Genomic DNA, 23998 nt, shown 5'->3' on the forward strand with positions numbered 1-23998 from the left:
CGTGAATTTCCAGCTGAACGAGGAACAGGCAGCCTTCCAGCAGGTGGTGCGCGGCTTCGCCGAGCGCCACCTGGCGAAGGGCGCGGTGGAACGCGCGCATACCGTGGGCTTTCCCTGGGATGTCGCGAAGCTGATGGCCGATCAGGGCCTCTTCGGCATCATGCTGCCGGAGGAGGATGGCGGTGCGGGCGGCACGGTGTTCGATGCCGTGCTGGCCATGGAGCAGATCGCCCAGGTCTGCCCGCGCAGCGCCGATGTGCTGCAGGCCGGCAATTTCGGCGCCTTCCGCACCTTCGCCGAGTATGCCTCGCCCTATCAGAAGGAACGCTTCTTCAAGCCGCTTCTGGCCGGCGAGGCGGTGGCGGCGGTGGGCATGACCGAGCCCGATGCGGGCTCGGCGCTGACCGACCTCAAGACCTTCTGCACGCCGGACGGCGAGGGCTTCCGGCTGAACGGCCAGAAGGTCTTCACCACCAATTCGGCCGAGGCCAATGTCTTCGTCATCTATTGCCGCTTCGGGCCGGGCGTGGGCGGCATCGGCTCGGTGCTGGTGGAGCGCGGCATGGAGGGCTTCCGCCTTGGCCAGCCCAGCCTCTACATGAATGACGAGGAGTGGTGCGCCCTCTACTTCGACAATGTCTACATCCCGCCCGAGATGGTGCTGCTCGGCCCCGGCGGCTTCAAGAAGCAGATCGGCGGCTTCAACGTGGAGCGCGTGGGCAACACGACGCGGGCGTTGGCACTGGGCGAATATTGCTTCAGCGCGGCGCGCGATCACGCCATGCAGCGCACGCAGTTCGGCCGCAAGCTCATGGAGTTCCAGGGGCTGCAATGGAAATTCGCGGAGATGCGGGTCGCGCTCGACAGTGCACGGCTGCTGCTCTACCGCGCGGCCATCAATGCCGGCCGCGGGCTGCCGGATGGGCAGGAGGTCGCGATGGCCAAGTATGCCTGCAACCAGGCGGGCTGGATGGCGGCCAATGAATCCATGCAGGTCATGGGCGGGACCGGCTACTCGAAGGACCTGCTGATCGAATACTGCGTCCGACGCACGCGCGGCTGGATGATCGCGGGCGGCAGCCTCGAGGTGATGAAGAACCGCATCGCCGAGGGCGTCTTCGGGCAGAGCTTCTCGCAGCGGCCACCGCGCGCGTCATGAGGGAGTTGCTGGCGCCGCGCAGCATTGCCCTGATCGGCGCCTCGGGCGACCCCGCGCGTCTCACCGCGCGGGCGCAGGTCTACCTTCGCAAGCATGGCTATGATGGCGCGCTGCACCCGGTGAACCCGCGCTCGCCGGAAGTCCTGGGCGAGCGTGCCTATGCGACCGTGGAGGACATCCCCGGCGAGATCGACTTCGCCTATATCCTCCTCAACACCGAGCATGTGGAAGGCCAGATCGCCGCCGTCGCCGCCAAGGGCGCCAAGGTCGCCTGCATCCTGGCTGATGGCTTCGCGGAGGCCGGGCCCGAAGGCCTGGCCCGCCAGCAGCGCTGCGTGGAAGCGGCGAAGGCGGCCGGACTGCGCCTGCTCGGCCCCAATTCCATGGGCCTCATCAACATTCCGGCGCGCATCGCGGTCAGCGTGAACGCGGCGCTGGAGGCCCCTTCCCTGCCCGCTGGCCGCATCGCCCTGGTCAGCCAGTCCGGCTCCATGCTCGGGGCCATCATGTCGCGGGGTGCCGCGCGCGGGATGGGCTTCAGCCACCTGATCGCGACCGGCAACGAGGCCGACCTGAGCGCGGGCGAAATCGCCGCGATGCTGGTGGATGACCCCGGCGTGGATGCGGTCATGCTCTTCCTGGAGGCGATCCGCCAGCCGCAGCACTATGCCCATGCCGCCTGGAAGGCGCATCGCGCGGGCAAGCCGCTCATCGCCTACAAGCTGGGCCGCTCGCCCTATGGGGCGGAGCTGGCCACCAGCCACACCGGCGCACTGGCGGGCTCGGATGCGGCCGCCGAAGCCTTCTTCCGCGCCCATGGCATCCTGCGCGCGACGATGCTGGAGAGCTTTCTGGAGCTTCCCGCGCTCGCCCTCGGCCGGCGTCCAGCCGTTCGGCCGCATCGCGCGGTGTCCGTGCTGACCACGACCGGTGGCGGCGGGGCAATGGTGGTGGACGCCCTGGGTGTCGCCGGCATCGAGGCCCGCGTGCCCGACGCCACCGCTTCCGCCGCCCTGGAAGCGGTGAACATGCACGGCCATGGCCGCCTGCTCGACATGACGCTGGCCGGCACCAAGCCCGACCGCATCGAGGCCGCGATCCGCGCGCTGGACAAGGCGGGCGACACGGATGCGATCATTCCCGTCATCGGCTCCTCCGCGCAGTTCCGGCCCGCCGATGCGGTGGCGGGCATCCTGGCTGCCGCGCCGCATGTGCGGCCGGTCGCCGCCTTCCTGGTGCCCCAGGCCGATGCCTCGCTGAAGCTGCTGGCCGAGGCCGGCATCCCCGCCTTCCGCACGCCGGAGAGCCTGGCGGATGCGATGCGCGCCTTCCTGGACTGGCGCGCCCCCCTCGCCGCCCCGCATGTCGCGCTGCCGGACATCGCGCTCCCGGAGGCGCCGGACGAGGCCGATGCGCGTGATCTCTTCGCTGCCCTGGGCCTGCGCACCGTCTATTCGCGGGAGTTGGAGGCGGATCATCGTTTCCCGGTCGCGCTGAAGATCCTCTCGCCCGACATCGCCCACAAGACCGAGCTTGGCGGCGTGTCCCTCAACATCCCCGATGCCGCGGCCCTGCGCGAGGCGGCGGCGGCGATGCAGGCGAGCGTGGCGAAGGCGGCCCCTGCGGCGCGTCTTAACGGCTTCCTCATCCAGCCTATGGCCAAGGGCCTGGCCGAGGTCATCCTGGGCTTCCGGCGCGACCCGGAGATCGGCCCCGTCGTCCTGCTCGGCGCGGGCGGCGTGCTGGCGGAACTGCACCGCGACGTGGCGCTGCGCCTCGCTCCGCTGCACGAGGCGGAGGCCCGCGAGATGATCGCAGAGGTCCGCGCGCTGCGCGTGATCGAGGGCTGGCGCGGGCTGCCGCGCGGCGATGTGGAGGGCCTGGTGCATGCCATCGTCGCCGTCTCGCGCCTGGCCGCCCTGCCGGAAATCCGTGAGGCGGAGATCAATCCCCTGATGATCCATCAAGAGGGCCTGACCGTGGCCGATGCCTGGGTGGTGCGCGCATGACCGATCCCCGTTCCCTCATCGAACTCCGCTACGGCCACATGCCCTTCGACCCGCCGGCCGAGGTGCCGCCCGCGCTGGGCGCGCTGCTGGACCGCCGCGTCACGCGCCGCTTCAAGCCCGACGCGATCCCCGCGCCGCTGCTGGACACCGTGCTTGCCGCGGCGCAATCGGCACCCTCCAAGAGCGACATGCAGCAGTATTCCATCGTCGTGCTCGAGGATGCGACGCGCATCGCCGCCATCGCCGACTGGATCGGCACCATGCCCTGGATCAAGGACGCCCCGAACCTCCTGATCTTCTGCGCCGATATCCGCCGCAACCGCGGCATCTGTGACCGCGCCGGGCGAGAGCATGCCAATGACAACCTGGACACGCTGCTGAACGCGACGGTGGATGCGGCACTCGCCATGGGCATGTGCATCGCGGCCGCCGATGCGGCGGGCCTCGGCACCTGCCCCATCTCCTATGTGCGCAACCACATGGAGAAGGTGGCGCCGCTGCTCTCGCTGCCCAAGGGCGTCTTCCCGATCGCGGGCCTCTCCCTCGGCTGGCCCGCCGCGCGCAACGAGCCGAGCGCGCGCCTGCCGCCCTCCGTCGTGATCCATCGCGACCGCTATTCCACGGAAGGCGAGGCCGAGGCGCTGGCCGCCTATGACGCACGCCGCGGCCGCGCCAAGCCGCGCTACCCGGAGATCCATGGCCCCGCGCCGGAGGGCTGCACCTGGACGGAGAATGTGGCGCGCCAGCTCTCCGTGCCCGAGCGGGCCGGCTTTCGCACCTGGTTGCGCTCGCGCGGCTTCGCGCTTGACTAGATCCGATGACAATCCGGGCGGTGCGGATGCCGGCGGCCGCAAGCCGCGCCGCGCCGTACGCCCCAAGGATGCGGCCAGCCTGATCCTTTGGCGCGACGGCCCGAACGGCACCGAGGTGCTGATGGGCCGCCGCCACCGCGACATGCGCTTCATGCCGGGCGTGCTGGTGTTTCCGGGCGGGCGCGTGGACCTCGCCGATTATCACGCGCGGCCGATGAGCGACCTCTCGCCCACCACACGGCGCATGCTGGAGATCAGCGCGCGCCCCACCCAGGCCGAGGCGCTCTGCGCCTGTGCCATTCGCGAGCTGCATGAGGAGGCGGGCCTCGTGATGGGGCGGATCGAGGGGCGGCGTGACAGCCTGTTCCCTGACTTCGCCCCCTTGCACTACCTGACGCGCGCCATCACCCCCGCCGACCGGCCAATGCGCTTCCATGCCCGCTTCCTGGTGGCCGAGGCGAAGCACGCCAAGGGCGAGATCCGCGGCTCGGGCGAGCTGGAGGAGGTGCGCTTCTTCGCGCTGAGCGAGCTGCACGCCCAGCCACTCGCCAAGATCACCGGCATGATCCTGGAGGAATTCTCCGTCTGGCTCGCCCTCTCGCCGCAGGCGCGGGCACGGCGAAAGCTGATCAGCATCCAGGGGCGCGATAGCCGGCGGCCGGAGCGCGCCTAGGCCCAGGCGCCCTCCCTTCCCTAACCGCCGGCTTCACCCTCGGCCACCGCCGGCTGGCCGAGGCCGTGGCGCGCCATCCTGTAGCGCATCGTATCCCGGCTCACGCCGAGCAGCCGGGCGGCGCGGGAGACATTGCCGCCGGTCCGCTCCAACGCGCGCTGCAGGGTCTGCAACTCCATCTCGGGCAAGGTCACCGTGGACTGAACCGGGGCATGCGGATGCAGGGCCTGCGGCAGGGGCGCGAGGGCGACATGGGCGGCACCGAGCGCCTGCCCCGGCACGGCCGAGAGCGTCGCCTGCTCCATCGCGTTCCGCAACTCGCGCACATTGCCTGGCCAGGCGTGGCGCGCCACGACGGCTCGCGCCGTCGCATCGAGCGTGAGATGCGGCTTGCCGTAGCGCTGGCCGTGCAGCTCCAGGAAATGCGCGGCCAGCAGCTCCGCATCGCCCAGCCGCTCCCGCAGCGGCGGCACGGTGAGCGGCACGACGGAGAGCCGGTAATAGAGGTCGGCCCGGAACTTCCCCTCGCGGACCAGCTCCTCCAGCGGGCGATGCGTGGCGGCGACGAAGCGCACATCCACCTGCCGCTCGCGCACGGCGCCGATCCGCCGGACGCTGCGGTCCTCCAGCACCTTCAGCAGCTTGGCCTGCACCGCGTGATCCAGATCGCCGATCTCGTCGAGGAAGAGCGTGCCGCCATGCGCGGCCTCGACCAGGCCGATCCGTCGCTCCCTCGCATCGGTGAAGGCGCCGCGCTCATGGCCGAACAACTCGCCCTCGACCAGCTGTGCCGGCAGGGCCGAGCAATTGAGCTCGATGAAGGGCCCTTCGGAGCGGCGTCCATCATAATGCAGCGCGCGGGCGACAAGCTCTTTGCCCGCGCCGGTCTCGCCGCGGATCAGCACGGGCGGCGGTGCATCGCCCGGCGCCATCGCCGCCTCCGCCGCCAGCAGGTTCTCGATGCGGGCCTTCAGGTCGGCGATGGCCTGGGACTCGCCGATGATGGCCGCGACACCGCTGCCGCGCGCCTCGCGGCCCCGGTAATAGGAGAGCGTCTCCTCCAGGCGCTCCTGGCCCAGGGCCTTGTCCACCAGCAGCTTGAGCTCGCCGAGCGCGACCGGCTTGGTCAGGTAGTCCCAGGCGCCCGCCTTCATCGCCTCGACCGCGGTCTGCACGCTGCCATGGCCGGTCAGGATGATCGCCTTCGCCTGGCGGTTGCGGGCACGCAGCCGGGCAAGCAGCTCGATGCCGGAGCCATCCGGCAAGGCGAGGTCGAGCAGGATGAGGTCGGGGCGGAATTCCTCGAAGGCCGCTTCGCCCGCGCGCAGGGTGCCCGCGATCCGCACCTCGAATCCCTCGCGCTCCAGGTAGCGCTGGATGTTGCGCGCCAGTGTCGCCTCGTCCTCCACCAGGAGAATGCCGTGGCCCATCCTCAGCCCTCCAGCGCGACAGGCAGGCGGATCAGGGCCTCGGTCCCCGGCCCATCACGGCGCTGTAGGGCGAGAGTGCCGCCATGGCGCTCGATGATTCGCCGGGTCAGGACGAGGCCGAGGCCCGTGCCGCGCGGCTTGGTCGAGAAGAACAGGCTGTCCCGCGGCGATGGCGAGAGGCCCGTCCCGGTATCCGTCACGCGGATCGTCACATGGCGGCCATCGGCCTCCAGCGCCGTGCCGAGGTCGAGCGACCCGCCCTCGGGCATGGCCTCCAGCGCATTGGCGATCAGGTTGTCCAGCGCCTGACCGAGCCCGCCGCCATCCGCCAGCACCGGCCGCAGCGCGCCGGCTTCGACGCGCAGCGCGACGCCTTGCTGCGCCGCCTTGGCCATGAAGGTCCGCGCGCTCTCGGCCAGCACCTGGTTCACATCCACGGCCGAGGGTGCCACCGCCTCGCCGCGCGCCTGCAGCAGCAGGTCGCGCACCCAGCGCTCCACGCGATCCGCCTCGCGCTGGATATCCATGAGGCAGGCCTGCACGCCCGCCGGGTCCTCCAGCAAGGCCAGCTCTGCCGAGGAGCGGATGGAGGAAAGCGGGTTGCGGATGCCATGCGCCACGGCCGAAGCCACCGCGCCCACCGCGCCCAGAGCCTCGGCCTCCAGCAGCATCTGCTGCTGGCGCACCATCAGCGCGCGCGCCTTGGCCGCCAGCCAGAACAGGGCGAGGTAGAGCAGCGCGGCACTCAGCCCGGCGGCGATCCAGACCAGACGTACGCCGGCATCGATGGAGCGGAACAGCGCATCCGGCAGGCGATAGATCTCGACCACGCCGATCACGCGCTGCCGCTGCTCGTCCCAGACCGGCAGGTAGGATTCCGTGAAGCGCGTGGCCCGTTCCAGCGCTTCGTGCTCTTCCTTGGGGAGCTGCCCTGCCTCGACCACGATGCGGCCCCGCAGCGCCGCCTCCAGCTCATGATTGCCGGCGAAGCGGCGCCCGATCAGCGAGGCGTTGCTCGACCAGAGCACCGTCCCATCGGTCGCGAAGACATTGGCCCGCACCACGCCGGGCAACTGCGCCACGTGGTTGAAGAAGCTCTCCAGTGCCGGGTTGGATTCCTCGCTGGCATGGGTGGAGAACCAGGACCAGGTCCGCTCCGCGCGCACGATGCTCTCCAGGAATTCGGCGCTGACCTCTGCATCGCGATCCAGCATCTGCTCGGTGAGGAAGCGGCTGAGGAAGAAGGCCGTGCCCATGCCGGAGACCAGCACGCAGAGCAGGCTCAGCAGGGCGAACCAGCGCAGCAGGTTGAAGCCGCGCAGGGAGGGGCCGGCCAGGCGCCAGCTCCGGGCGGGAGGGTGTGCGGACGCGCTCATGGGGCGAGCCTACCGCCGCGCACCGGCACGCGGTAGGAGAAGCGAAGGCCGAAACTGTAGTCCACGCTCTCCGTGGTGAAGCCGCGCCAGGCAAAGGCGCCCAGGGTGAGGTCCGGCGTCAGGCTGTACTCCACGAAGAGGCCCGCCTCCAGCACGGGGCGGTTCGCCTCGGGCACGCGGTTCTGCGCGTCCATCGAGACGCCGATGGTCCAGTCGTCGGTCACATCCAGGGCCAGGCTGCCGAAGAAGGTCCAGTAGTCGGCACCGCCGCCGCCACGGATGGGAAAGGGCACGAAGCGGCGCCCGATGGAGATATCGAAGGCGAGGGTCTCCGAGATGTTGGCGCCGAAGTCCGCCCGAAGGAAGGTCTCGACCTGGCCGCTGCCGAGGCCGGCGGGAACCGCCGTCGGCACGCGAAGCTGCGCCGCGAGGCCGAGATAGGGCTCCCAGATCGTGTCGCCGGCCTGGAGCAGCGCATGGGTCGCGGTCAGGCGCACATCGCCCAGGCCGCGTGTGGTGCCGCTGCCACGGGGGTCGCTCCCCTCGCCCACTTCACCGATGCGCGGTACGAAGTTGGAGGGGCCGTTCACCGAGAGATAGGGGACGCGCAGCGTGAAGCTGTTTCGGTCCGTGACCAGCCGCAGGTCGAGCGGCGCGCTGATCGCCACGGTCCGGGTGGGGTTGCCGTAATGGCCGCTGGCATATTCGGGAGTCATGTTCACGTAGAGGTCGGCGGCGCCCAGCGGCGATGCCGCCAGGCCAGCCGCCAGCCCCAGGGCCCAAAGGACCCCTCCCACCCACCGGCCCAGGATGCGGGCCGGCCAGATGCGTGAGAGAGGTCCCGGAAGGCGCATCTCCGAGATGCGTGTCAGCGACCGTCCCGGCCACGCGACCGGCGCGAACCACCCTCACGCACCAGCTGGATCCCGTTGTCCACGGTCTGCTCGGCATCGGCACGACGGCGGTCATTGCGGCGATCGGCGCGGCGGTTCTCGCGGCGCGGGGCCTCGCGCGCCTCACGCGCCTGGTGCACGTCATCCATCGCGGCCACGACATCGGGCATCGCGATGATCGAGCGGGTAACGCCGGCCTGGGCCGGGAGCGAGGCACCGATGAGAACGCTGCCGCCGAGGAGCAGGCCGGCAATGAGGGTCTTCTGCATGGGAAAGTCTCCTGATGGCCGGCGGAATTGTCCGGCGCATCAGTCCTTGCAGCCGCCGTGCCAAGTCCGGCGAGAGATGCAAGAGACTGCAAAGAAATCGTTTTCTGCTTTCGCCGAGTGGTGAAACTGGGTGGGGTGGGTGATATCCCCCACCCAATCCTGGGGCCCGGTCGGCCCCACCTGGCCCCTCTGCCCGTCAGGCCAGCTTCCAGGCCTCGCCCTCGCGCGCGGCGACACCGTCCTCCTCCAGCATGATGAGCTGGGCCAGCAGGCTGCGCCCGGCGGCAGTCACCAGCTTCGGGTCGAGTGGTCCATAGACCTGGCCGACCAGCGCCGGGATCGCCATCAAGCCGCCCTCACGCAGCGCCGCGATGATCCGCGCCTCGCGCCGGCGGCGATGCTCGGCGAGGCCGTCGAGGAAGGGCATGGGGTCGGGCAGCTTCGGGCCGTGGCCGGGGAGGTAGAGCGTATCCTGGCCCTCCCGCGCGCGAAGCTTGGCGAGGCTCGTCATGAAGTCGCGCATGTTTCCGTCCGGCGGGCTGACCACGCTGGTGGACCAGCTCATCACATGGTCCGCGCTGAACAGGATGCCTGTGCCGTCGAGCGCGAAGCAGAGGTGGTTACCGCAATGGCCGGGCGTGAAGATGGGCGTCACGCGCCAATCGCCGCCTTCCAGCGGGATGCCCTCCGGCAAGCGATGGTCGGGCTGGAATGCGTGGTCGCCGCTCTCCACGCCGGGCGTGGCGTGCGGGCCATGCGCGTAGGTGGCGGCCCCGGTTGCCGCCTGAAGCGCCGCCGCACCCGGCGAATGATCCCGATGCGTGTGCGAGACGAGGATATGCGTGATCCGCTCGCCCGCCGTGGCGGCGAGGATCGCGCCCAGGTGATCCGCATCCACCGGGCCAGGATCGAGCACGGCCACGGAGGAACCGCCGCCGATCAGGTAGGTGTTGGTGCCGCGATAGGTGAAGGGCCCCGGATTGTTGCAGAGCACGCGGCGCACGCCGGGCGCGATCACTTCCACTTGGCCATGCACCAGCGGGTCGTCGCGCAGGAAGGGAATGTTCACGGCGGGGTTCCTCGTTTCTGCACGGCGCGGATCGCCTCGCGCCGCATGATGTAAAGTGCCGCCAGCACGATCAAGCCGGAGCCCACGAAGGTCGCGATCCCTGGCGTCTCGCCGAAGAAGATCCAGCCCAGCAGCACGGCCCAGAGAATGCCGGTGTAGGAATAGGCGCCGAGCGAGGAGACCTGCGCGCTCGCGAAGGCCTCGGTCAGCATGACCTGCGCGACACCGCCGACGAGGCCGATCACCAGCAGCAGCAGCCATTCATGGCCCGAGGGCGTGACCCAGACGAAGGGCAGCGTCAGCGCCGTGAAGCCCGTCATCAGCAGGGACTGCCAGAGGACGATCGTTGTGGAGCGCTCAGTGGCAGAAAGGCTGCGCACCAGCAGCGTGGTGGCGGCGGAGAAGACGCCGTGCATCACGGCCACGAACATGCCGAAGATGATCCACGGCTCCATCGGCCCCATGAAGGCGCCCTTGCCCAGCGCGATGACGAGGATGCCGACAAAGCCGAGCGCCACGGCGCTGAAGCGGTGGATACCCACCTTCTCGCCCAGCAGGGGAATGGCGAGCAGCGTGACGAAGATGGGCGTGGTGAAGGTCAGCGCCGTCTGCTCGGCCAGCGGCAGCACGGTGAGCGCGAAGAAGGAGCAGGACATCGCCGCCGTGCCGGTCATGGCGCGCATCACATGCTGCGGGAAGCGCTGGGTCACCAGCGTGGCGCCGCCGCCCATCCGCAGCACGATCAGGAAGACGACCGGCAGCGCCAGGATGCTGCGGAAGAACATGATCTCGAAGAAGGGGATGCGCTCGCCCACCAGCTTCACCACCGCGCTCATCATGGTGAAGAGCGCGGTGGAGGCGAGCATCAGCAGCGCGCCGCGCTTGGCGTCATGCCTGAGCGCCACGTTCCGCCCTTTCCTGCGAGCGCCGCACGCGCTCGCGATGCAGGTTGTAGAGCCCCGCGCAGATGACGATCGCGGCGCCGATCAGCGTGGTCCAGGCCGGCACCTCGCCCCAGATCATGAAGCCGAGAACCAGGCCCCAGAGGAGCGGCGAATACTCGAGCGGCGCGAGAGAGGCGATGTTTGCCAGCGCGAAGCCCCGCGCGAAGAGCAGGTGCGCCGCCGCATTGGCCACGCCGAAGAAGAGCAGCAGGGCCAGCATCCAGCCGACCGGGAAGAGGTCCGGGAAGCCCTCGGGCGGCCAGAGCGCCGCGATGGGCAGCACCATCAGCCCCATGGGGATATGCGTCAGCATCAGCCAGAAGGAGATGCAGGCCGGCGTGTCGGTGGCCGCCAGCGTGCGCGTCCAGATGCGGCTGAGCGCCATGCCGCAGACGGCGACCAGCAGCACCGCCGCCTCCCATCGCCACAGCTCGCCGCCCGGCTGCAGCATGAAGAGCACGCCGAAGAAGCCCACCGCGCAGGAGGTCCAGCGCCGCCAGCCCACGCGTTCGCCCAGCATGGGAATGGCGAGCAGCGTCATCAGCAGCGGCGCGGCGGCGGCCACGGCATAGCTGTCCGCCAGGCCGAAGCCCGACATCCAGACGAAATACCAGAGGATGGAGACGGAGCAGTGCATGATCGAGCGGCCGAAGACGAGCCGCTTGTTGCGCGGCCAGAGGCCCCGCCCGCGCGTCAGCAGCGCGATGGAAAGCGCGCCCGCCCCGCCGCGCCAGAGCATCGCACCCGCGACGCCCACCACCGGCAGGGCAAACTTGATGGCCGCATCCGCGAAGGAGATGATGGCATAGCCGAGGGCGGCGAGCATGAGGCCGCGCACCGCGGCCTCGCCGCTGGTTGATCGGCCTGGCGGGTCCTTATCCAAGCAAGGCTTCGGCCTGCATGCAGGTCGCGCCCCCGTGGTCGCGCGTCTCAGCCACGGCGGCGTCGCCCTCGGCCCGCGCCAGGACGGAAAGCGCGTTGCCGGCGAAGCAGGGCCGCTTGCCGCGGAAGGCGAAGCGCAGGAGGCGCCGGCCGGGGGCCGCATCCAGAATGGTCTGCGCCATCAGCGTCGCCTGCAGCGGGCCGTGCACGATGAGGCCGGGATACCCCTCCTCGCCGGTCACATAGGGCATGTCGTAATGGATGCGATGGCCATTGCCGGTCAGCGCCGAATAGCGGAACAGCAGGAGCGCATCGGGCACGAGATCGAGCCGCGCACCGGCGGCGAAGGCGGGCGCCTGCTCGGCCGCACGAACCGCCGCACCTTCGGTCCCGCGATAGACGATGTCGTGCTCCTCGGTCAGCACGGGCCCGCGCGGCCCCGTGATCTCATGCCGCACGGTGACGAAGACAAGCTTGCCCGAGCCGCCCGACTTCTCCGAGATGGCCGCGATGGTGGAAAGCCGCGTCACCCGGTCCTCGGCGCGCAGCGCATTGGCATGGAAGTCGAGCCGCCCGCCCGCCCACATGCGGCGGGGCAGCTCATGCACGGGCGGCAGGAAGCCGCCGCGCTTGGGGTGGCCATCCGGCCCGACGCCGGAGGGCCGGCGCCAATCCTGGAAGAGCATCCAGTGCCAGAGTGGGGGCACATCCCCATCCGGCGTGGGGCGGTCCAGCGTTGCGGCGAGACCCTCGATCAGGCGGGGGTCGAGGCGGTCCTCACGGGTTTCCGTGCGGCCGAGGAAGTCCTGGTAGCTCATCCGGACATCCTTCCCCGCTTGGCCGTCGTGCCGCAACCGGGTTTTGCGCGCATCTGCCATCCCTTGGCCATGTTCCGGGCTTGCAAGCGCCATGTCGCGCGTCCAGAACCGCGGCATGGACGCCGCCGAATATGATCTGATGGATGCGGTCGAGGACCGGATGTGGTGGTATCGCGCCATGCACGGCCACGCGCTGCGCGCCCTCGCGGGCCTGCCGGAGCATGCCCGCATCCTTGATGCGGGTTGCGGCACGGGCGGCTTCCTGGCCAAGCTGCGTGGGGCATATCCCGGGGCCGAACTGTTCGGCCTGGAATATGCCGAGGCCGCCGCCTTCCGCGCTGCCAGCAAGGCCGGCGCCCATGTCGCAGCCGGCACGATCAACGCCCTGCCCTTCCCCGACGCGCAGTTCGACGCCGTCGTTAGCCTCGATGTCCTTTGCCACGATGCGGTGCAGGAGGCGGCGGCCCTGGCCGAATTCCGCCGCGTGCTGCGGCCGGGCGGGCGGCTCGTGCTGAACCTGCCCGCGCATGAATGGCTGCGCTCGGCGCATGACCGGCGCGTCCACACCGCCCGCCGCTATGATCGCGCCCGCGCCACCGCCGTGCTCGCCGAGGCGGGCTTCGAGCAGGCGGCGCCCCGCCATTGGAACAGCCTGCTGCTGCCGCTGATGGTGGTACAGCGCAAGGTGCTGCGACGAGACGAAGATGCCGCCTCCGACGTGGCACCCTTTCCGCCCTGGCTCGATGCCAGCCTGTTTTCCGTCTGCCGGCTGGAGGCGGCGCTGCTCGGCGCCGGCCTGCGCTTCCCCGCCGGCGGCTCGCTGCTTGCCACCGCAACCCGTCCCCTGGACCCCGCACGCCCATGAATGACCATCCCGTCGGCCTTTCCATCGTCGTGCCCGTCTATCGCGGGGCGGCTACCATCGGGCGCCTGGTCGAGGCGGTCTCGCAGCTCAAGCCCGCGGGCGGGCTCGAGATCATCCTGGTGAATGACGGCAGCCCGGATGACAGCGGCGACGTCTGCCGCCGCCTTGCCGAGACGGCCTCCGTGCCGCTCACCTACATCGAGCACGCGCGCAATTTCGGCGAACACAATGCGGTGATGACCGGCCTGCGCCATGCCCGCGGCGCCTACGTCATCAACATGGATGACGACCTGCAGAACCCGCCGGAGGAGCTGATCCGCCTCTACGACCATGCGCGGCTCGGCGGGTGGGACGTGGTTTACACGCGCTACGCCAAGAAGGAGCATGAGGGCTGGCGCAACCTCGGCAGCCGCTTCGCCAACAAGGTGGCGGACAGCCTGCTGGACAAGCCGAAGGGGCTCTACCTCTCCTCCTTCCGCTGCATGAGCGCGATGGTGGTGCGCGAGGTCACGAAGTATTCCGGCCCCTATCCCTACATCGACGGCCTGATCATGCAGGTGACGCAGCGCATCTCCTCGATCGAGGTCGCGCATTACGCGCGGGCCGACGGCGTCTCCAACTACAACATGCGCCGCCTCGTCCGGCTCTGGCTGAACCTCGCGACCAACTTCTCGGTGCTGCCGCTGCGCCTCGCCATCTTCGCGGGCGTCGCGATGGGCATGCTGGGCTTCCTGGTGGCCATCATCGTGATCATCGAGGCGCTGTTCTTCGAGACGCCCTCGGGCTGGGCCTCCTCGATGATGCTCATGCTGCTGATCGCGGGCGTGCAGTTCACCATCCTGGGCGTGATGGGCGAATATGTCGGCCGGGCCTTCCTCTCGGCCAATGGCAAGCCGCAGGGCGTAGTGCGCGAAGTGATCGAGCCGCGCGAGAAGGTGCACGGCGAATGAGCTTCTACTGGGGCGCCCTGGCCGCCGCCATCTGCTCCTCGCTGGTCGGCCAGGTGCTCCTCAAGGCCGGCGCCGAGGCGCTGAGCGGCGCCAGCTTCCTGGCCCAGATGCTGCGCTGGCAGACCATGCTGGGCCTGTGCTTCTACGGGCTTGGCGCGCTGCTCTACATCATGGCGCTGCGCCGCATCCCGATGAGCGTGGCACTGCCCTGCACGGCGGCCAGCTACGTGCTGATCGCCGCCATCGGCTGGTATTTCTTCGGCGAGACGATGGGCGCCCAGAAGATCGCGGCCATCACGCTGATCGCGGCCGGGGTGGCGCTGCTCGCCACCGCCTGAGGCGGACAAGCGGGCGATTGGTCCCGCTTCCCGCCCGGGGGCGCTGGCCTTAAGCGGCAGCGCATGCTGATCCGCGACGCCCTCGATTCCGACCTGCCCGCCATCACCGCCATCTATGCCCATTGGGTCACACATGGCCGCGCGAGCTTCGAGCTCGACCCGCCCGACCTCGCCGAGATGACGCGCCGCCGCGCCGCCATCCTCCAGGGCGGCTATCCCTATCTCGTCGCGGAACATGCGGGCGAAGTGGTGGGCTATGCCTATGCCAGTCTCTACCGGGCTCGGCCGGCCTATCTGTTCACGGTGGAGAACAGCGTCTATGTCCGGCCCGGCGGCAGCCGCCAGGGTGCCGGGCGCGCGCTGCTCGAGGAGCTCATCGCACGCTGCGCCGCGCGCGGCTTCCGCCTGATGATCGCGGTCATCGGCGACAGCGGCAATGCGCCCTCCATCGGCCTGCACGGCGCCTGCGGCTTCCAGCCAGCGGGGCTGCTGCCTGGCACCGGCTGGAAGCACGGGCAATGGGTGGACACCGTGCTGATGACGCGCGAACTGGGCGAGGGCCGCGCCACGCCGCCCAACTGAGGCGCTAGAGCAGGCCCTCGCGCCGGAAGCTCGTATGCCGCCCCTGGCCCAGGATGAGATGGTCATGCAGGGTGATGTCGAGCAGGCTCGCCGCCGCCTTGATCTGCTGCGTCATCTCGATGTCGGAGCGGCTCGGCGTGGGGTCCCCCGAAGGGTGGTTATGGACCAGGATGAGGGCTGTGGCGTGCAGTTCGATCGCGCGCTTCACCACCTCACGCGGATAGACGGGCGTGTGGTTCACCGTACCGCGCGCCTGCGCCTCATCGGCGATCAGACGATTTTTCGAATCCAGGAAGAGCACGCGGAACTGTTCGATCTTCTCGCGCGCGAGGCGGGCGGTGAGATATTCGAGCAGCCGGTCCCAGTTGTTCAGCACGGGCTGTTCGGCCACCTCGGCCTGCATCATCCGCAGGGCCGCCGCCTGGACAAGCTTCAGTGCGGCCACGCTGTGCGGACCAAGGCCCCGCGTGGCGAGCAGCACATCCTGCGGGGCGGCCATCACCCGCGCGAAGCTGCCATGCTGGTTGATCAGCGCCTTGGCGAGCGGCTTGGTATCCCCGGTCTTGAAGGCGAAGAAGAGCAGCATCTCCAGCACTTCATAGTCGGCCAGCGAATCGGGGCCGCGCTCCAGCAGCTTCTCCCGCATGCGGCCGCGATGGCCCTGTGGTCCGGTCGAGCTGAAGGGAAGCGTGGCCGGGGTCCGTCCGAAGGGCTGCGGCGCTTCGGCGAAGCCGCGCGTCGGAGGGCGGGACGGCGCTTCCGCCAGTGAGGCCGTGCGGCGACCGAACCAGTCACGAAGCCAGGACACACGCATTCCTTGAAGATTCTGCTACCGAGAGTAGCAATATCAAGGCGGAATTCAATTAATTCCGTGAGCCGAGCGCCCGCCAGATCGCCTCCGGCGTCGCCGGCATCTGGACATCCGCGCCCACCGCATCGCGGATCGCGGCCATGATGGCCTGGGGGGCCGCGATGCAGCCGGCCTGCCCGGTGCCCTTCACGCCAAGCCCATTCGCCGCCGTCGGCTGGTCCTCGCGCAGTTCGACGCGCAAATCGGGCAGGTCCGCCGCGCGTGGCATGGCGTAGTCCATGAAGCCGGCGGAGAGGAGCTGCGCGCTCTCCGCGTCATAGGCGATGCGCTCCATCAGCGCCTGCCCGATGCCCTGCGCGACGCCGCCCTGCACCTGGCCGCGCGCCAGCATGGGGTTCAGCAGCCGGCCATAATCATCCACCGCCGTATAGCGCAGCAGCGTCACCTCGCCCGTCTCGATATCCACCTCCAGCTCCGCCGCGTGCGCGCCATTGGGGAAGGTGACGAGGTCCACCGCATGCGCCACCTCGCCCTCCAGCGCGCCCTCCTCCGCCGCGATCTCGGCCAGCGTCAGGCCCCGGCCATCGGGCAGGCTGAAGCGCCCCGCCGCGTAGTGCAGCGCATCGGGCATGGACTGCAGCAGCCGCGCGGCAACCGAGCGCGCATGGGCCAGCAGCGCGCCTGCCGCCTGGCGCATCGCCTCGCCGCCCATGTGAAGGCTGCGTGCGCCGCCATGGCCGCTGCCGCGCACGACCCGCGCCGTATCGGCCTGGACGTAGCGGATGGCCTCGATGGGGATGTCCAGCAGATGGGCGACGTATTGCGGGAAACTCGTCTCGTGCCCCTGCCCGTTGGATTGCGTGCCGATGGCGAGCTCCACGAGCCCATCGGGCGTGGCGCGCAGCCGTGCCCATTCGCCGGGCGCGCCGCGCGCCGTCTCCAGGAAGCCGGTCAACCCGAAGCCGCGCCGCTTGCCCTGCGCCTCGCTCCGGGCGCGGCGTGCGGGGAAGCCCGCGCGGTCAGCCAGGGCCGCGCATTCGACGAGGCGCGCCACGAAGTCGCCGTCACGGATCTCCTGCCCCAGCGCCGAGCGGTGCGGCAGCGCGGCGATGGCGTTCAACTCGCGCAGCACCTGGGCGTCGCGGCCCGTATCTTGCGCGGCCGCTTCGATCATCATCTCGATGATGTAGTTCGCCTCGGGCTTGCCGGCGCCGCGATAGGCCTCCATCGGGGCGGTGTTGCTGAAGGCGCCCTCCGCGACGAAATGCACGGCCGGGATCGCATAGATGCCCGAGAGCGCGGTGGCCGGCGTATGGCTCGCGCAATAGGGGCCGTTGGAGGAGAGATAGGCGCCAAGCTCGGAGAGGGACTTCACTTCCAGCGCCAGGAAGCGCCCCTCGGCATCGAGCGCGAGCCGCGCCGTCGCCGCCATGCCGCGCCCATGGGCGGAGGCCGCGAAATCCTCGCCCATCTGCGCCACCCAGCGGATGGGCCGCCCCAGCAGGCGCGTGGCATGCAGCAGGACCACATGCTCGCCGAAGGCGACGTTCTTCACGCCGAAGCCGCCGCCCACATCGGGCGCGTGCAGATGCATGCTCTCCGGCGCGATCCCCATCGCGGTCGCGATCTGCGCGCGGATCGCGTGCATGTTCTGCCCGTTCAGCTCCAGCGTCAGCACGCCATCCACCTGATGGGCCAGCGCCGCGCGGGGTTCGATCGGCGCGCAGGTGACGCGCTGGTTGAGCAGGTGGCGCGTCGAGACATGCGCGGCCCGCGCCATGGCGGCAGCGACCGCCGCCGCATCGCCGCGCTGCCAGCGGAAGGCAAGGTTGCCGGGCGCCACCGCATGCAGCTGAACGGCCCCCGGGGCGATGGCGGCCTCGGGCGTGCTGATGGCGTCGAGCGGGGTGTAGTCCACCTCGATCAGTTCGGCCGCATCCTCGGCCTGGGCGCGGCTCTCGGCGATGATGCAAGCCACCGCCTCGCCCACATGGCGCACGCGGTCCTGGGCCAAGGCCGGGCGCGGCGGGATGATGAGGGGCTGGTCGGCGTCGAGGATGGGCAGGCAGGGCAGGCTGCCGATGCCGGCCGCACGCAGATCCTCGCCGGTCAGGACCAGGTGCACGCCGGGCGCCGCGCGTGCCGCGTCCAGCCCGATCGCGCCCAGCCCGGCATGGGCATGCGGGCTGCGCAGGAAGACGGCGTGCAGCGTGCCCGGCGGCGGCGCCGCATCACTGACGTAGCGCCCCTGCCCACGCAGGAAGCGATCATCCTCCAGGCGCCGAATGGACTGACCGAACATGCTTGCTCTCCCGAATCCCGGGAGAGCTTACCGGCGAAGCCGCGCGCCGTCAGGCCGCGCGCATCTCCTGCAGCATGACCGAGAGCTCGGCCTTGAGCGCCTCGCCCTGGCCGGCCACGGCATCGGTGCCGCCGCTGAGTTGAAGGACCGCCTCCTGCGCGGCGGCCATGTCATCGCCCACCGCCTGGATCTGGGTGGAGACGGCATCGGTGCCCGCGGCGGCCTCGGCCACGTTGCGGGCGATTTCGCGGGTGGCCGCCCCTTGCTGCTCGACGGCCGCGGCGATGGCGCTGGCCACCTCGTTGATCTCCTCGACGACGGTGCCGATGCCCTGGATGGAGAGCACCGCCGCCCCGGCGGCCGCCTGGATCGCGCCGATCTGCGCGCCGATCTCGCCGGTGGCGCGCCCGGTCTGGCTGGCCAGGCTCTTCACCTCGCTCGCCACCACGGCGAAGCCCTTGCCGGCCTCGCCCGCGCGCGCGGCCTCGATCGTCGCGTTGAGCGCGAGCAGGTTGGTCTGGCCCGCAATGTCGCTGATCAGGCGCACCACCTCGCCGATCTTCTCGGCCGCGCCGGTCAGTTCGCGCATCGTCTCGTCGGTGCGGCGCGTCTCGGCGAGCGCGCGGCTGGCGACCTGGGCCGCCTGGGAGACCTGGCGCGTGATCTCGCCGACCGATGCGGCCAGCTGTTCGGCCGCCGCGGAGACGGTTTGCACATTGCCGCTCGCCTGCCCCGCGCTGGCCGAGACCTCCTGCGCCTGGTTCGCCGTGCGGTCGGAACCCACGCGCAGCGCGTCCACGGCGGCGCGAAGCGTCTCGACCTCGGTGCCGAGTCGGCTGACCACGCCCCCGATCGAGCCCTCGATCCGCTCGGCAAGGGCGAGGCGGGCGGTGCGGCGTTCAGCCTCCGTGGCCAGGCGCTGGGTCTCGGCCGCCTGGTCGAGGCTCTCGGCGCGTGCGGCTTCCAGGCGCAGCGCTTCCAGGCCCTGGGCCAGGCGGGCGAATTCATCGGTGCCTTCGGTGCCGGGCACGGCAGTCGCGTAGTCGCGCGCCTTGAGGCGCACCGTGGCCGCCTCGAGCCGGGCGAGCGGGCGCAGCACGCGGCGCATCAGCAGCCATCCGGAGAGCAACAGGCCGAGGACCGCCCCCAACAGCACGAGGCCGGAGAGGGCGGCCCGCGCGCGAGCCTCGGCGAGGAGCGTGGCCAGCTGCTCCTCCGTCACGACCGTCGCCGCATCGCGCACCGCGAGCAGGCTGCCGATCATCGGCGTCGTGCGCTCGATGAAGACCGGGCCCGTCAGGCGGTGCGGCCCGGGCTCGGCCTGCTCGGCGGACAGCGTGCGGAAGGCCTGGAAATACTCCGCCTCGGCCAGGGCCACCGACGCCATCAGCCGGGCCTCGGTCCGCACCGAGGGATCGGCCGCGACCAGGCGCCAGGCGAGGTCCACAGCCCCGCGGGAGGCCTGGATGGTGTTGCGCTCATCGCCGGTCGGGCTCCGGTTGGCGGAGACCACATTCGCGACGGTGCTGCGCTCCCGCCCCGCCGCGTCCCGTGCGAGCCAGGAGGCCTGCTTCAGGGCATTCACCCGGGCCACCAGGGGATCAATCGCGCCGCCCTGCTGCAGCAGAAGGGCCCAGATGCCCTGCTGCAGCTCGACAAAGGCCGACATCTCGCGGAAGAAGCCGCCACCGGCGAAATCGGCCTGCCGCTCCGCGAGCGGGCGCGCCATCTCCGCGTCCGCACGCTGCCGCAGGGCAGCGAGGCGAGTGATGCCCTGCTCCAGATCGTTCAGCATGCGCTGGGCGTCGGGTGCGCCACTCCGCAGCATTGCATCGCGCGCCTCACTCAGCTTTGCGTCGAATTGCCGGCGGCTGCGGTCGATGGTGGCGCGCGAGGCCGCGCCGATGGCGCTGTTCGCGCCCAAGGCGGCATTGCTGGCCGCGCGCTCCAGCAGAAGTTCGAACAGCGCCTCGTTCAGGCGGTTCCCGGCCTGGTCCACGCGAAGCGCCTGGCCGGCCGCCATCCATTCCCGCCAGGAGCCTTGCAGCGTGATGCTCGCCGGAATGATGGCGAGGCCCGCCAGCAGCAGGCAGCCTCCCAGGATAGGAGCGCGGACGGAACGAAGGGAGGTAAGCATGCGGGTGCATCCAATTGTTAAGGAACTCTGTTCCCACACCCTCCGCCTCGCGGCGTAAATGAAGCCCTAACGCCCCGGGCGCCCTGTCTCCGCCAGGCCGAACATCCCGCGCAGAAAGCCCGGCGTGACGATGGCGAGCGGGTTCACTGTGATCTCCGCATCCTCGGGCGGGCCCTGGGCGCGGAAGGTAGCGGCGAAGACCCCGCCCCCGGCCTCCGGGCTGAACAGGCGGCCCACCAGCGGCAGATTTCCCAGCAAGGTGTTGAAGAAATAGGCGGGCACGATGGTCCCATCGAGGTCGAGGATCACGCGCTCCCGCAGCACCCGGCCGCGCGCCGTGAGCCCGAGCGAGGCGGAGAAGGCGCGCGCATCATTCAGCCGCAACTCGCTGGGCGAGAGGCTGAACGGCACCACCGCCCGGTTGAAGACCAGGCCCGAGCCCCCCTGCACCGCCTCCACCAATCCGAACAAGGTCATGGCCTGGAGCAGCTTGCCCAGCGCCGGCGCGTTGCGGACGGTGAAGCTCTCAAGCTCCGCCGTGCCGGTGAGCGGCGTGCCGGGGCGCGATTCCGCGTATTCCGCATTGAGCTGCATCCGCCCCCCCTCGATGGTGCCGATCAGGCCGAAGGCCCGCAGCAAGGCACCGCCATCCTCGGCCGAGCCGCGCAATTGCCGCGCCTCGCCGCGCGGGGTCATCACCAGCTCGAAATTCCCGGCGGTGCGGGAGGTTCGGGCCCGCAGATTCGCCTCGCGCAGCACGCCCGCCGCATCGAGCCGCCCGCGCGCCTGGGCCGCAAAGACATCGCGGCCGGGCGCCAGCATCACCTGGTCGAAGCGCAGGTCGAGTGCGAGGGGTGGCTGCGGGCCTTCGACCACCTGCGCGTCGCGCGCGCCGCCCGCGACATGGCCGGAGGGGCCGAAGACAGAGCGCAGGTCCAGCACAGGCCCGCGCAGCGAGATGGCCCAGGGGCCGCCCGGCGCGGTGGGCGCGCGCGCATCGCCGACCAGGCGGCTCGCACCGAAGCCGGTCTCCTGCAGCTCCACGCGCTCGATCCGCCCGCCGCGTGCCACGGCCCGCGCCCGCAAGGCCAGTTCCAGCGCCTCGATCCGGATGCCCTCGATACTGGTCAGTTGGTCCCCCTGAAGGCGCAGCGAGGCGTCGGCCCGGCCGGGGCTGCCGGCGGGCTTGGTCCAGCCGAGCGGCGGGAAGGCCAGCACCGAATCACGCAGGTCGCCGCGCAGGTTCACCGTGTACTGCCCGTTGCGCCGCCGCTCCGTCCGCACCTCGAGCGCGATGGGGCCGGTGACGAGCGCCCCCATGTCGAAGCCGAGTTCCGCGATCCGGCGCGCATCGGGGCGGCCCGTGATCGCCTCGCGCAGCACCACCTGGTTGGCCGGCCCAGAGCGGAAATCCATCTCCACATTGATGCGCAGCGGCACGGTGTTCAGCGTGGCGCTGCCGTTCAGCCGCAGCTGCTCCATGTCCACGGCGAGGTCGAAGCTGCCCTCCTCCAGGTCACGCTCCAGCAGCAGGCGCGTGAAGCGCGCATTGGTGACCTTCGCCTCCGCCCCGAGCCGGACCATGTCCATCGTCAGGTGGGCGACCATGGGGAAGGCGATGTTGAGCCGCCCCTCCAGGCTGCCGCCGGCCGCCTGCACCGGGAAGGGCCGGCGCTCGAAGAGGCGCAGCCGCGGGTGGCGCAGCACAGCCACCGTCTCAGTGACCGGCCCCGCGAGCTGGATCGCCATCTCCGTGCTGGCCGTGCCGCCCCGTGGCAGCAGGAAGCGGAGCGTGGAGGCCTTGAGCTCGATGCCACCCGGCTGGCCCGCGGCATTGTCCAGCCGCCCGCCCGCGGCCTGCACGGTGATCTCGGTGAGGCCGAATTGCGCGCGGCCCTGCAGGCCGCGCACGGGCGGCATGGGGCGGAGCCAATAGACCGTCGTCTGCCGCAGCTCGGCCGTGCCGCTCAGGCCGGTCAGTGCCGCATCCACGAAGCCCGGCGCGCTCTCGGCCTCGATCCGCCAGCGGCCGCCGCTCGCCTCGCCGGCCGTGATATTGCTGGTGATCCAGTCGCGCGCGCCCTCGGCCACACCCTGCGGCCAGAGCTGCGGCAGGTCGGCCAGGGAGATGCGGTCGAGCGCCAGGTCGAGCCCGCCACGCCAGCGCCCCGCTTCCAGACGTGCCTGCCCCGAGGCCTCCACCGTGCTGGTTCCACCGGGCGCGGGGAGGCGCAGCGTCAGGGTCTCGATCGCCATGGCCTCGGCCGAGGCCATGGCGTGGAAGCTGGCACTCTCGATCGCGACCGTGCCACCGGCCGGCAGCACGAGGCGCAGGTCGCTCGCCCCGCCCGCGATGCGGCCCTCGGTCGCGCGCCAGCCGCTCAGCTCGGTGCCCGCGGCGAGGCCGATGCGCAGGCTCGTCTCGCGCAGCAGGCCGCGCGGGATGGCGACGCTCAGCGCCTCGCGCGCCTCAGGCGCCAGTTCGGCCGGCCAGAGCGCGGGAAGCTCCGCGATGTCGAGCCGGTCCAGCGAGGCACGCAATTCGCCGACCCAGCCGCCTTCCGTGCGGCGCAGATCGCCGTCGGCCTCCAGCGTCGCGCCCCGCCCACCAGGGAGTTCAAGCCGCGCTTCCTCTAGCGCCATGCGCGTATCCGTTCCGGCCATGCGCGCCGTCAGCCGCTGGAAGGGCAGCCGCGAGCCCGGGGTGAGCTGCAGATCCCCTCCCTCCTCCGCCGCCAGCGCCAGGCCGAAGCCGGTGTTACGCCCGGCCGCGTCGAAATCCGCCGAAGCGCGGATCGCAACCGGGGCGTTCAGGATGGCGAGCGGCCCGAGCGGGGGCAGCAGCGAGGCGACCTCGGAGGGGCGCAGCACCGGAAGGTCGAAGCCGACCGAGAAGCGCAGAGGCGCGCCCACGACGCTCGCCGTGACATGGACCGGAATGTCGACGCCATTGACCTGCAGGGTCGCCTCGCCATCCGCATCGATGCCCCCGGCCGGCAGGCGGCGGAGGTCCATGATCGGGTCCCGCAAGGCCCAGTCGAGGCCCAGCAGCTCGTCCCGCACCGTGACCGACCCGCCGGTCACGCGGATGCGGCGGAAGGAGGTGTGCCGCAACCGGTCCTCCGGCGGGCGCATCAGGTCGTTCAGGATCTCGGCGAAGCCTTCCTGGCTGGCATGCGGCTCGGCTTCCGGAACCGCCGGCGCAGCGTCCGGGCCGCTGTCCAGCGCGATCCCACCCTCGGTGTCGCGGCGGATGGTGAGGCTCGGCCCATGCATCTCGATGCTGGAGGGGGCCAGCACGCCCCGCAGCAATGGCCCGAGGGCGAGCGTGACGCTCGCCTCCGGCAGGTGCCCCCGCTCGCGCCCCGCGGCATCGCGCAGGATCACGTCGGAGAGGCGGATGTCGATCGGCGCGCCTTCGCCGTGCCAGCCCTGCCAGGCGATGGTGGCACGGCCGATCTCAACCCGCAGCCGGTGGCCGGGCAGGTTCACGCCCGCCTCGATCTGCCGGGCGAGGAAGCTGCTCGCCACCGGGTCGGCCGAGAGGCGCCAGGCGAACACGCCGAGCGCGAGCCCGGCCAGCAGCGGGAGCGCGGCCAGCAGGCCGAGACCGAGGCGCAGCGCCAGCGGCCAGTGCCGGCGCGGGGCTTGACCCGCGCTCATCGCGGCGTCTCCCCTG

General features: G+C 70.9%; 20 protein-coding genes. 8 read left to right on the forward strand and 12 right to left on the reverse strand.

What is annotated here, in order from left to right; genetic code table 11:
* Window position 1 precedes the first annotated feature (1 nt).
* From R9Z33_RS14070 to R9Z33_RS14085, 4 genes are read left to right on the forward strand one after another with little or no spacing between them, the layout of a single operon-like run.
* Window positions 2–1159, forward strand: coding sequence for an acyl-CoA dehydrogenase family protein (locus R9Z33_RS14070; RefSeq protein ID WP_318647208.1), 1158 nt, complete (start codon window positions 2–4; stop codon window positions 1157–1159).
* Window positions 1156–3168 carry an acetate--CoA ligase family protein gene (locus R9Z33_RS14075; protein WP_318647209.1) on the forward strand — a complete coding sequence of 671 codons (2013 nt, stop codon included), beginning with the start codon at window positions 1156–1158 and terminating at the stop codon, window positions 3166–3168. Before R9Z33_RS14070 ends, R9Z33_RS14075 begins: the two co-directional genes overlap by 4 nt.
* A complete protein-coding gene (locus R9Z33_RS14080) occupies window positions 3165–3980 on the forward strand; it encodes a nitroreductase family protein (protein ID WP_318647210.1) in 816 nt (271 codons plus the stop codon). The genes R9Z33_RS14075 and R9Z33_RS14080 overlap by 4 nt, the downstream gene beginning before the upstream one ends.
* Complete coding sequence (locus tag R9Z33_RS14085; RefSeq protein WP_318647211.1) at window positions 3973–4653, forward strand: NUDIX hydrolase; 681 nt, start codon at window positions 3973–3975, stop codon at window positions 4651–4653. Before R9Z33_RS14080 ends, R9Z33_RS14085 begins: the two co-directional genes overlap by 8 nt.
* A 20-nt stretch (window positions 4654–4673) precedes the next feature.
* Here the strand turns inward: R9Z33_RS14085 and R9Z33_RS14090 are convergent, their stop codons facing one another.
* The 8 genes from R9Z33_RS14090 to R9Z33_RS14125 form a co-directional block, all read right to left on the reverse strand.
* Window positions 4674–6083 carry a sigma-54-dependent transcriptional regulator gene (locus R9Z33_RS14090; RefSeq protein WP_318647212.1) on the reverse strand — a complete coding sequence of 470 codons (1410 nt, stop codon included), beginning with the start codon at window positions 6081–6083 and terminating at the stop codon, window positions 4674–4676.
* 2 nt (window positions 6084–6085) lie between these two features.
* Window positions 6086–7459: a sensor histidine kinase gene (locus R9Z33_RS14095; RefSeq protein ID WP_318647213.1), complete on the reverse strand. Its 1374-nt coding sequence runs from the start codon at window positions 7457–7459 to the stop codon at window positions 6086–6088.
* Window positions 7456–8181: a hypothetical protein gene (locus R9Z33_RS14100; RefSeq protein ID WP_318647214.1), complete on the reverse strand. Its 726-nt coding sequence runs from the start codon at window positions 8179–8181 to the stop codon at window positions 7456–7458. The genes R9Z33_RS14095 and R9Z33_RS14100 overlap by 4 nt, the downstream gene beginning before the upstream one ends.
* A gap of 146 nt (window positions 8182–8327) precedes the next feature.
* Window positions 8328–8621 (reverse strand): hypothetical protein, encoded by a 294-nt coding sequence (locus tag R9Z33_RS14105; RefSeq protein WP_318647215.1) that lies wholly within the window; start codon window positions 8619–8621, stop codon window positions 8328–8330.
* Between the two features lie 196 nt (window positions 8622–8817).
* Complete coding sequence (locus tag R9Z33_RS14110; protein WP_318647216.1) at window positions 8818–9690, reverse strand: MBL fold metallo-hydrolase; 873 nt, start codon at window positions 9688–9690, stop codon at window positions 8818–8820.
* Window positions 9687–10595 carry a DMT family transporter gene (locus tag R9Z33_RS14115; protein WP_318647217.1) on the reverse strand — a complete coding sequence of 303 codons (909 nt, stop codon included), beginning with the start codon at window positions 10593–10595 and terminating at the stop codon, window positions 9687–9689. Before R9Z33_RS14115 ends, R9Z33_RS14110 begins: the two co-directional genes overlap by 4 nt.
* Entirely contained in the window at window positions 10579–11472 is an 894-nt protein-coding gene (locus tag R9Z33_RS14120; RefSeq protein ID WP_318647218.1) for a DMT family transporter, read from the reverse strand. Before R9Z33_RS14120 ends, R9Z33_RS14115 begins: the two co-directional genes overlap by 17 nt.
* Before the next feature lie 37 nt (window positions 11473–11509).
* Entirely contained in the window at window positions 11510–12334 is an 825-nt protein-coding gene (locus R9Z33_RS14125) for an FAS1-like dehydratase domain-containing protein (RefSeq protein WP_318647219.1), read from the reverse strand.
* Between the two features lie 91 nt (window positions 12335–12425).
* On the opposite strand from R9Z33_RS14125, the gene R9Z33_RS14130 reads away from it, so the two are divergent.
* From R9Z33_RS14130 to R9Z33_RS14145, 4 genes are all read left to right on the forward strand, one after another.
* A complete protein-coding gene (locus R9Z33_RS14130) occupies window positions 12426–13199 on the forward strand; it encodes a class I SAM-dependent methyltransferase (RefSeq protein WP_318647220.1) in 774 nt (257 codons plus the stop codon).
* A complete protein-coding gene (locus R9Z33_RS14135; RefSeq protein WP_318647221.1) occupies window positions 13196–14149 on the forward strand; it encodes a glycosyltransferase family 2 protein in 954 nt (317 codons plus the stop codon). The genes R9Z33_RS14130 and R9Z33_RS14135 overlap by 4 nt, the downstream gene beginning before the upstream one ends.
* Window positions 14146–14487, forward strand: coding sequence for a DMT family transporter (locus R9Z33_RS14140; protein WP_318647222.1), 342 nt, complete (start codon window positions 14146–14148; stop codon window positions 14485–14487). The genes R9Z33_RS14135 and R9Z33_RS14140 overlap by 4 nt, the downstream gene beginning before the upstream one ends.
* A 63-nt stretch (window positions 14488–14550) precedes the next feature.
* Complete coding sequence (locus R9Z33_RS14145) at window positions 14551–15069, forward strand: GNAT family N-acetyltransferase (RefSeq protein WP_318647223.1); 519 nt, start codon at window positions 14551–14553, stop codon at window positions 15067–15069.
* Window positions 15070–15073: 4 nt separating this feature from the next.
* On the opposite strand, the gene radC is transcribed toward R9Z33_RS14145, so the two are convergent.
* The 4 genes from radC to R9Z33_RS14165 form a co-directional block, all read right to left on the reverse strand.
* Window positions 15074–15883, reverse strand: a complete 810-nt coding sequence (gene radC, locus R9Z33_RS14150) for a RadC family protein (protein WP_318647224.1) — start codon at window positions 15881–15883, stop codon at window positions 15074–15076.
* 49 nt (window positions 15884–15932) lie between these two features.
* Entirely contained in the window at window positions 15933–18182 is a 2250-nt protein-coding gene (locus R9Z33_RS14155) for a xanthine dehydrogenase family protein molybdopterin-binding subunit (protein WP_318647225.1), read from the reverse strand.
* 49 nt (window positions 18183–18231) lie between these two features.
* On the reverse strand, window positions 18232–20319 hold the full coding sequence (locus R9Z33_RS14160) for a methyl-accepting chemotaxis protein (protein WP_318647226.1): 2088 nt from the start codon (window positions 20317–20319) through the stop codon (window positions 18232–18234).
* Window positions 20320–20385: 66 nt separating this feature from the next.
* A complete protein-coding gene (locus R9Z33_RS14165) occupies window positions 20386–23982 on the reverse strand; it encodes an AsmA-like C-terminal region-containing protein (RefSeq protein WP_318647227.1) in 3597 nt (1198 codons plus the stop codon).
* Window positions 23983–23998: the final 16 nt, after the last annotated feature.

Source organism: Sediminicoccus rosea (genome assembly GCF_033547095.1).
In the GTDB taxonomy this organism is placed as follows: domain Bacteria; phylum Pseudomonadota; class Alphaproteobacteria; order Acetobacterales; family Acetobacteraceae; genus Roseococcus; species Roseococcus rosea.